1 protein-coding gene is annotated in these 1,870 nt (G+C 36.0%); it reads right to left on the bottom strand.

Going from position 1 to position 1,870, the window contains the following annotated elements; genetic code table 11:
• Window positions 1-1,708 (bottom strand): DUF4209 domain-containing protein (locus Q0236_RS08075; RefSeq protein ID WP_297916745.1); only part of this gene is annotated, 1,708 nt, incomplete at its 3' end.
• Window positions 1,709-1,870 lie beyond the last annotated feature (162 nt).

The raw sequence follows: 1,870 nt of genomic DNA on the forward strand, positions 1-1,870 counted from the left end.
AAATATCGGCACTGTTTGGAGATTCGCTGACCAGTCCGTGACATATTTTATTTCTATAGTTTAGCCCCATCGGCTCCGTTAGTAAAAATTTTAGCTCTTCCGTCAAATCTCTCCCGAGCAATTCATATATTTTTGGTTCTTGCAAAAGCGAGTTTATGCTTTTTTCCGATTCTATGCCGTATTCATCGATAGTAGTCGTAGGGATTTTTTCTTGTTGCAGTAAAATTCTCGCCAAATGCTCTATTTGAGGTATCAACAAATGACTTGAAACCAAAAAGTCTCTATCAAAGCCGTAATATAAGCCTTGCGCCCAGATATCTACCCTATCAACCGGAACTACGCTAGAGTTTCTGCAAACATCATAAATGAAACGCATAGACACTCTATGCTCCTTTAAAATTTGCCAAAATGCTGGCAATATACTGCTGTCTATCGCCAACTCGACATGTATATAGTATTGATGGTACATTTCATGTTTTAATCGGTCATCTTTTGTAGTTATTTGCGACAATTTTCTTCCATCGGCATCTACGTAAATTTGAGTAATAAGATTTGAAAAAAGAGACTTTTTTAAAAGATTCTCGGATGACTTTTTGATATCTTCATATAGTGGATTTGCTGTGATATTAGCTAGGCATAATACCGCTTCAGATAGTTGCTTGCCTTTTACTGCTAGCTTTGCATCGTTTTTGTAGCGTGAAATATCGATCTTATCAGTAGCAATCAAACTCATTTCGCTTATAATATCTTGGTTATTTTGCCCTATCAGCTTGCGTATCTCGTCTATTTTTTGATCGATTTCGAGCTCATTTCTATCTTTTGCAGGAATGCTTCTGAGTTTTTTTAGTGCTTGCTCTAGGTCTATTTTTGACGATATAGCACCGCTTTCTTTTGCTTTTTCTATTAAGATATTAGCTATTTTAAGTGCGATTTCGGCTATTTTACGGCTATTTTTGAGCTTCTTATACCATTTTTGCGACTCTTGATAATAGTCGATTGCTGCCATAAATTTATTCTCTTTTGCAAAGGTATCGGCAAAATTTTCTAATTTTTCAGCTACGCTTAGTTGCAGTTTTTTGTTCAACTCCGCGATATCCAATAAATGCGACATCCTTAAGCAGTAGTATTGATCGGTCGATTTCGCCTTATTAAAGCATTCTAAAATTTTATTTAGTATTTCGGCGTATTGATTTTTTGTGATTTTAGATAATCGCGATAGCCTTATAGCCCTTTCAAACGCATCTATATTAAATTGGTTTAGCGACTTTGGCTCTAGAGATATTTTCGAGTATTCATTTACGGCGATCTCTAAAAATTTAATATTTTTAGGACTTTTTAAAATCCATAAAATATCGGCGATCCTTGATTTTAATCTGCAATCGGTTATTTCATCCAAAATACTTTCGAAAAATTCTAAATCCCGCTCGGTAAAATCCTCCAATATCGCCGATCTGCCATTGCTCCAGATGCATCCCGCTTCGTACGGCTCGTTTAGGCTTCCAGGTTTTAAAGCCATAGAGCAAGCATTTCTTAATAAATAAAACACTTTGCTAGCTTTTAAATTTCTGTTTCTAAAATTTTCCTCGCACAAGTCCGCGAATTTAAAACTGTAATCGTCAAAATATTTCGTATCTTTGAGTATTTCGTCCAAGTTTATACCCAAAAAATCATCTTTAGTTATCGTTGCTTGCTGTATTTCTTTGATCAAATTTTTTTCCTCCACGCTCATTAATAAGCTAAAATTCTAAAAGTCTCGCATTAAAAGAAAGCCTTGCGTAAATTTTATCGCACTCTAGTGACACGCCGCTTTGCAGCGCATCAAGCCTAGAGCTGATAAATTTGCCCACATCGCCCGTCTCGTCTTCGCCGA

Source organism: uncultured Campylobacter sp., assembly GCF_938031315.1.
In the GTDB taxonomy this organism is placed as follows: Bacteria; Campylobacterota; Campylobacteria; order Campylobacterales; family Campylobacteraceae; genus Campylobacter_B.